This is a genomic window from Thiocystis violacea (genome assembly GCF_016583575.1).
Classification (GTDB): Bacteria; Pseudomonadota; Gammaproteobacteria; order Chromatiales; family Chromatiaceae; genus Thiocystis; species Thiocystis violacea.
Window position 1 is genome coordinate 1 of record NZ_NRRG01000106.1, and the last position, 5,841, is coordinate 5,841.

Below are 5,841 nucleotides of genomic sequence, written 5' to 3' on the forward strand. Positions count from 1 at the left end.
TATCCTTTTGTCTGTCGCCCGCAGCTTCTCGCCCAACCGCCCTTCCGTGGACCGATTCGTCCCCGCCCGGGCGCTATTCGCGTCGCTGAAATGAATTCCGGCATCGCTATTTGCCAAGAGGACGTTGCCGCGTCATTCAGATCACGGATTCAGGTGATATATTTTGCGGCAGTCATATCAGTTTTGTTGTTTTCAGTGATATATATTGCCGTAATAAAGGCAAAGCACGACGGGAAGGCAAGGATTATAGAGGCAACTGCGGGCATTGTTGGCTCTATCGACATTGGCAATCATGACAAAAGGCTTTTATTGACGGCTCTTGGGAAAAGCATTATTGATCAATCTAACGAAAAAAAGGATGAATTGTGAATGCCATCTCAAGCGAGGCGGGGTCATTCACTCCATCCTGCAAGTTTTGGGCGGCGGATTAGCGAGGTTAAAAAGGTTCCCAGCAGGGTAAATGCCCTATCCAGCAGTGAGAGCGATTAACGACGGTTTAAATTGTACCGATCTGCCGTAAAAAACGTGTGAGACGAGGAGTTTTTACTATGCCTAACCTGCAAGATGTCAAAGCCGCGATTGATGAATTTTTAGGAATGCAGAGAGGATTGAGTGAGCTTGATGTTAGCGGCTATTATGCACTATTTCCTAGTGGCGCGAGAACAGACATTCCTATTTCTGGTGGATGGGATAGTGAACCATACCCACACCAATACAAAGCGGGCGTCTATCTGATTTTTAGTAAAGATCTTGAATTGATTTATATTGGAAAAACCGACAGTAATTTTGGAAGCCGACTATATAACCACTTTAAAGGATCTGGTGCATGCAAAGTGGTTCAACCGGGCTGGTCAAAAAAGCCTCATTACGTAGTGAACATACCAGTAGAAAGAAGCAAGTCACATGCAGTATCTCCAGTTTGTTTAGAAGATTTTCTTATTAATCGCTTACAACCATGCGACAACACCAGAGGTATAATTAAAAATAGCGAGGATGGGCAGAACGGCTACGAGATAACCTCGACGATTGCCAATGATGCTGATTGGTCGTGAAACCCATCATTCAACGCAGCAAACGAGGAATGATGGGTTTCGGTTCGCTCTACCCATCCTACGCCTACGCCTACGCCTCATTTCGATTAAGTTAAGCCGTTCGTGGTGAGCTTGTCGAACCATGAACGGCTTAACTTTCAAGCGACTGGAATTTCCCATTCACCCTTCGATAAAACAGCCCATCGTTTGGCGTGCGGCGTGTCCTAGACTGGCGAGAACGGAACACGGCTGGATTTCGCGCTCAGACTGCCAGCGGCTGAATCCGTGACAATTCGTCGCCGTGGGCGCGCGGCACTTCGTGTTTCCTCAGTGGTCATCGCACATCTTAACGCGCCCAGCGTTGCCGTTGTTCCACGCCAAACAGATACGCCATGGCTCATTGATGCGGAGGCGATGCTGTTCGGCGCGGTTCCCTGATAGTGATTCCAGGCGATTAGCGGGCGGGAGACGCAAGTCGTCCAGGCGCTGCGCGGCATTGAGCATGCGCGGCTTGCGCCGCGCGACCACTGAGCACGGGCCTGGATGGCCCATTCCACCCAGCGTCTTTCAAAGCGTCGTCAACCCCAGGCTTTCAATGCACGAGGACTACCCATGTCAGGATCGAATCCGCGCGACCTTACCCAGCAAGACAGCGACGACAGCCGCCGCGACGGTCTCGGTTCGGACCGGTACGCCATGACTCCACCAGCGATCGCCAAGCTCCAGGATGAAAACCATCGCTTTGAAACGGCCGTGATCATCCAGGCCGAGACGATCTGGACCAGCGTTTGCAAGGAGTACGATTATCTGAGTCGCCAGCATGGTCCAACCTGGAAAGACTGGACGGTGAGGATACAAGCCTGTCTATCCAGAAACGGCCGGTACTACGACCTGATCGAGGTCATCCCGAATCATGGGGAGCCGCGAATCTATTGCTTCGACATGACCAACGGCCACGAAGACGGCCTCCACACAGTTTCCGTCAAACAAGGGCTGATGGAGACGCGCCGCCGTCCTGGGGCGTATTTCCAGGTCAAAATCGACCAAGCCGCGACGGCACGGGTACTGCGTTACCCCGAGGCTGACGTCATGTGGGCCGAGGTCGTGGCGCTGGCCCATCAGCATTTCGAGCGAAAGAAGGCGCGGTTCGTGTTGGCGGATGCGTTGGTGACGGCGCGAGCGCTGTTGCGTGAGTGAATGCCTGGTCAGTCGTGAGGTTCCCTCGGTGTTTCGTCTTCCCAGGGAGCGTGCTCGTGCGAGCCATTTTCTCTCTTCCGAGCGTTGAGCCAGTCGTTCAGAAACTGGACCGGCGCCCACCGCTGACCGACAGGCACCAGCACCGAACTCCCGACGCCTGGACTGGGCTCTGGCAACGCGCAGCAGACCGGAATCCGACAGCGATCGCCCGCTTTCTTCCGACTCGATTAGGATCAAGCATGACGACACACAGCCCCGCGAGCCGACCGGCCGCGCACGACCTCGCACGGACGCCCCTGCCGATGAAGGGACAGGTCGGGATCTTCTGGGTCTATCAAACCTGCCTGATGGCGCAGCCGGTACCGCTGGAGCAGGCGCAGGCGCAGGCGCGGGGCGCCAAACTGGACAGTCCGGATGCCCATGTCCAGGTCTGGCCGCGCCTGGTCGCGCGGCACAGGGTCGAGCGGCCGATCCTGAGCATTCTGGAATACGACGAGGTGCCGCGCGGACGGGTGATCTTCGACACGACGACGCAAACCTTCGTCATCTACATGGATGTCACCCTCTTCGCCGACGCCGAGCCAACACAAGGACCAAGCGTCCCGGTCTGGGACGGACTCCGCGCGGCCTTCCAGTTAGAGGGGCAGCGCGTGCGCTTCGCCACCGATCCGCACTATCGCGTCAATCCCTGGGACGATGAGGAGGACGTGGAAGGCGATCCGTCGTAGTCCGGCACGCCTGTGCCGACTTCCCCCACCCGATCCCGGCCGGTGTCCTTCCCCCGATCCATGGTCGCTGGATGCGACAACCGCTATCGCATGCCTCGGGTAGACTCGGACGTTACTCGCACCGTTGAGCGAGGAAGTCGGACGAGGACCAGTCGCTTAAAGCGCCGGCGTCTGCCGCAGCCAGTTTTCCACGCGCAGACCAGCGACCCGCGAAAACTCGCCGGTGTTATCGGTGACCAGCGTGAGATCGAGCGCCAGGGCGTGGGCGGCGATCATCAAGTCATTGGGATCGATCAACTGACCGCGTCGCTCCAGCTCCGCGCGCAGCGGTCCATAACAGCGCGATGCCGCCTGGTCGAAGGCTTCGATCCGAAAGCCCTGGACGAGGGCGTCGAACACCTGGCGGTTGTGCGCCTGGCGGGTGCTTTTGGCGATTCCATATTCGATTTCGGCCAGGACCACCGAAGACAGCACGAGATCGCTGGCGGGACAGCGCTGTAACCAGCGTGCCAGCGGCGAGTCCGACATCGGTTGGCTGAGGGCGATGAGGATATTGGTATCCAGCAGGTAGCGCATGCGGATCAGTCCAAGGCGATCCCGTCGGCATCCATGGGCCGTTCCGGAACGGGATCGAGCGTGAAACCATCGAGCGCCCAAGCCGCTTGCAGCGCATCAGCCGCCGTGCGCGGCGCCGTTCGTTCCGGGATCAGCCGGGCAATCGGCTTGTTGCGCCGGGTAATGACAATTTCCTCGCCCGCCTCGACCCGTTCGAGCAAGGCCGAGAGGTTGGCCTTGGCCTGGGCAATCTGTATCCGTTCCATGTTCGGTCTCGATCTGACTAACATAGTCAGATTCTAGCCGATCTGGCCCCACTCGCGCCTCAACCGCACGGGAGTTGACCCCCATGACCACGTCCTACCACCTCATCGCCTCGCCCGACACCTGGATCGAGGGCGAAGCCCTGCGCCAACTGGAGCAGACCGCCACCTTGCCGGGGATGCGCGCGGCGGTGGGCCTGCCCGATCTGCATCCGGGCCAGGGTTATCCCATCGGCGCCGCCTTTTTGAGCGAGCGGATCTATCCGGCGCTGGTCGGCAATGACATCGGCTGCGGCATGGCGCTGTGGCAGACGGATCTGTCGCGGCGCCGATTCAAACCCGAGCGGGCGGCGGAGCGTTTGCAGGGGCTCGAAGCGCCCTGGGCGGGCGAATTGGACGACTGGCGCGCTGAATTCGATCTGGAACCGACTGACTTCGATGCCGCGCTCGGCACCATCGGCGGCGGCAATCATTTCGCCGAGATGCAGGCTGTTGAGACGGTGATGGATCCGGCAGCCTTATCGGCGCTGGGTATCGAGACCGATCAACTCCTGCTGCTGGTCCACAGCGGTTCGCGTGGGCTGGGCGAGTCCGTGCTGCGCGGGATCGTCGATCAACAGGGTCATCAGGGATTGGATCCGGCCAGCCCCGAGGCAATCGACTATCTGCAACAGCACGATCAGGCGCTGCGCTGGGCGGAGGCCAATCGCGGATTGATCGCGCAACGGCTGTTCGAGGCGCTGAAGACGGTCGGCAAGCGGCGGTTGGATATCTGGCACAACCTGGTGCAGCCGGTGGACTGGCACGGCGAACGGCTGTGGCTGCATCGCAAGGGCGCGGCCCCGGCGGATCGCGGGCCGGTCGTCATCCCCGGCTCGCGCGGCAGTCTCTCTTATCTGGTGCAACCGCTGGGGGACAGCGCGCACAGCCTGCACTCGCTCGCCCATGGTGCCGGGCGCAAGTGGAAACGCGGCGAGGCACGGGGCCGCCTGAGCGGTCGGCAACGGCCCGAGGATCTGGTGACGACCGCACTTGGCGGACGGGTGATCTGCGAGGACAAGGAACTGCTCTATGACGAGGCACCGGAAAACTATAAGGGCATCGAGCGCGTGGTGGCGGATCTGGTCGAGGCTGGGTTGATGACGGTCATCGCCACCCTGCGCCCGCTGCTGACCTACAAGGTCCGCCGTCCGGCCAATCGGAACGGTGCACGACCGGCCCAGCGGCAACCCGGTTTCCGCCAACCGCAGCGAGATCGCTTATGAGCGATGCAACCCTGTGGCTGCAACTCTCCGCCGGGCGCTGTCCGGCTGAATGCGAGTGGGTGGTCGGGCGTCTGGCGCCGATCCTGATCCGCGATCTGACGGCACAGGGGCTGGCCGTCGAAGAGATCGCCCGCACGCCGGGCGAGCATGGCGGCGATGCGCGCTCCATCCTGCTGCGGGTCAGTGGAGCGGATGCCTCAGTGCTCGTCGCCTCCTGGCTGGGCACCATCCAATGGACCGGCGCCAGTCCCTATCGACCGCGTCACCCCCGCAAGAACTGGTTCGTCAGTGTCGCCGCCTTTGCCGAACCGGCAGCCGACCGTTGGGATGACACCGCCGTGCGCATCGAGACCCTGCGGGCGAGCGGTCCCGGCGGACAGCATGTCAATCGGACGGAAAGCGCCGTGCGCGTCACCCATCTGCCGACCGGCCTGAGCGCGCTGGCCCAGGAAGAACGCTCGCAACATCTCAACCGCCGACTCGCCCTGGCACGGCTGGCGGAGCAACTCGACGCCCGCGCAGCGACCCAGACCCGCGCCGCCGACACGGCACGCTGGCGGCAGCATACCAGCCTGATTCGCGGCAATCCGGTGCGGGTCTATCGGGGGCCGGACTGGAGGCGCGAGCGGTGAAGGATCCATCCCACTCTCTTGCGACATCTTCTGTCGCATGGCGTGATTCGTGTTCTATACAAATCAGCAAGTTACAGACTTAATGGAATGGTCCGCCCCGCTCCTCCCACGCGCCCAAGGTGGGCACAATGAGCGATGTCGTGAAACACATCGTCAACCGAGGTAGCGGA

At 60.5% G+C, this 5,841-nt stretch carries 9 protein-coding genes; 6 read left to right on the plus strand and 3 right to left on the minus strand.

All coding sequences use genetic code 11. The annotated features are described in order from the left end of the window. Both CKO27_RS23200 and CKO27_RS23205 read left to right on the plus strand, forming a co-directional pair. Positions 1 to 369, plus strand: a 369-nt coding sequence (locus CKO27_RS23200; protein ID WP_200377286.1) for a hypothetical protein, incomplete at its 5' end; no start/stop codon positions are given. A 179-nt stretch (positions 370 to 548) separates the two neighbouring features. Next, a complete protein-coding gene (locus CKO27_RS23205) occupies positions 549 to 1,052 on the plus strand; it encodes a GIY-YIG nuclease family protein (protein ID WP_200377287.1) in 504 nt (167 codons plus the stop codon). Between the two features lie 306 nt (positions 1,053 to 1,358). Here the strand turns inward: CKO27_RS23205 and CKO27_RS23210 are convergent, their stop codons facing one another. Further along, on the minus strand, positions 1,359 to 1,583 hold the full coding sequence (locus CKO27_RS23210) for a type II toxin-antitoxin system RelE/ParE family toxin (protein ID WP_200377288.1): 225 nt from the start codon (positions 1,581 to 1,583) through the stop codon (positions 1,359 to 1,361). A gap of 60 nt (positions 1,584 to 1,643) precedes the next feature. Between CKO27_RS23210 and CKO27_RS23215 the strand changes: the two genes are divergently transcribed. Both CKO27_RS23215 and CKO27_RS23220 read left to right on the plus strand, forming a co-directional pair. After that, complete coding sequence (locus tag CKO27_RS23215) at positions 1,644 to 2,228, plus strand: hypothetical protein (protein WP_200377289.1); 585 nt, start codon at positions 1,644 to 1,646, stop codon at positions 2,226 to 2,228. A 239-nt stretch (positions 2,229 to 2,467) separates the two neighbouring features. Next, positions 2,468 to 2,956 carry a hypothetical protein gene (locus CKO27_RS23220; protein WP_200377290.1) on the plus strand — a complete coding sequence of 163 codons (489 nt, stop codon included), beginning with the start codon at positions 2,468 to 2,470 and terminating at the stop codon, positions 2,954 to 2,956. Positions 2,957 to 3,112: 156 nt separating this feature from the next. Here CKO27_RS23220 and CKO27_RS23225 read toward each other — a convergent pair whose 3' ends face one another. Both CKO27_RS23225 and CKO27_RS23230 read right to left on the minus strand, forming a co-directional pair. Beyond that, on the minus strand, positions 3,113 to 3,532 hold the full coding sequence (locus CKO27_RS23225; RefSeq protein WP_200377291.1) for a type II toxin-antitoxin system VapC family toxin: 420 nt from the start codon (positions 3,530 to 3,532) through the stop codon (positions 3,113 to 3,115). A 5-nt stretch (positions 3,533 to 3,537) separates the two neighbouring features. Then, positions 3,538 to 3,777, minus strand: coding sequence for a type II toxin-antitoxin system Phd/YefM family antitoxin (locus CKO27_RS23230; protein ID WP_200377292.1), 240 nt, complete (start codon positions 3,775 to 3,777; stop codon positions 3,538 to 3,540). A gap of 83 nt (positions 3,778 to 3,860) precedes the next feature. Between CKO27_RS23230 and CKO27_RS23235 the strand changes: the two genes are divergently transcribed. Beyond that, positions 3,861 to 5,039, plus strand: coding sequence for an RNA ligase RtcB family protein (locus tag CKO27_RS23235; protein ID WP_200377293.1), 1,179 nt, complete (start codon positions 3,861 to 3,863; stop codon positions 5,037 to 5,039). Further along, a complete protein-coding gene (gene prfH, locus CKO27_RS23240) occupies positions 5,036 to 5,671 on the plus strand; it encodes a peptide chain release factor H (RefSeq protein WP_200377294.1) in 636 nt (211 codons plus the stop codon). The genes CKO27_RS23235 and prfH overlap by 4 nt, the downstream gene beginning before the upstream one ends. The last annotated feature ends 170 nt before the right edge of the window (positions 5,672 to 5,841 follow it).

Coding starts and splice junctions, on each gene's coding strand:
- CKO27_RS23205 (WP_200377287.1), top strand. CDS start 549: ATGCCTAACCTGCAAGATGTCAAAGCCGCGATTGATGAATTTTTAGGA.
- CKO27_RS23210 (WP_200377288.1), bottom strand. CDS start 1,583: ATGGGCCATCCAGGCCCGTGCTCAGTGGTCGCGCGGCGCAAGCCGCGC.
- CKO27_RS23215 (WP_200377289.1), top strand. CDS start 1,644: ATGTCAGGATCGAATCCGCGCGACCTTACCCAGCAAGACAGCGACGAC.
- CKO27_RS23220 (WP_200377290.1), top strand. CDS start 2,468: ATGACGACACACAGCCCCGCGAGCCGACCGGCCGCGCACGACCTCGCA.
- CKO27_RS23225 (WP_200377291.1), bottom strand. CDS start 3,532: ATGCGCTACCTGCTGGATACCAATATCCTCATCGCCCTCAGCCAACCG.
- CKO27_RS23230 (WP_200377292.1), bottom strand. CDS start 3,777: ATGGAACGGATACAGATTGCCCAGGCCAAGGCCAACCTCTCGGCCTTG.
- CKO27_RS23235 (WP_200377293.1), top strand. CDS start 3,861: ATGACCACGTCCTACCACCTCATCGCCTCGCCCGACACCTGGATCGAG.
- prfH (WP_200377294.1), top strand. CDS start 5,036: ATGAGCGATGCAACCCTGTGGCTGCAACTCTCCGCCGGGCGCTGTCCG.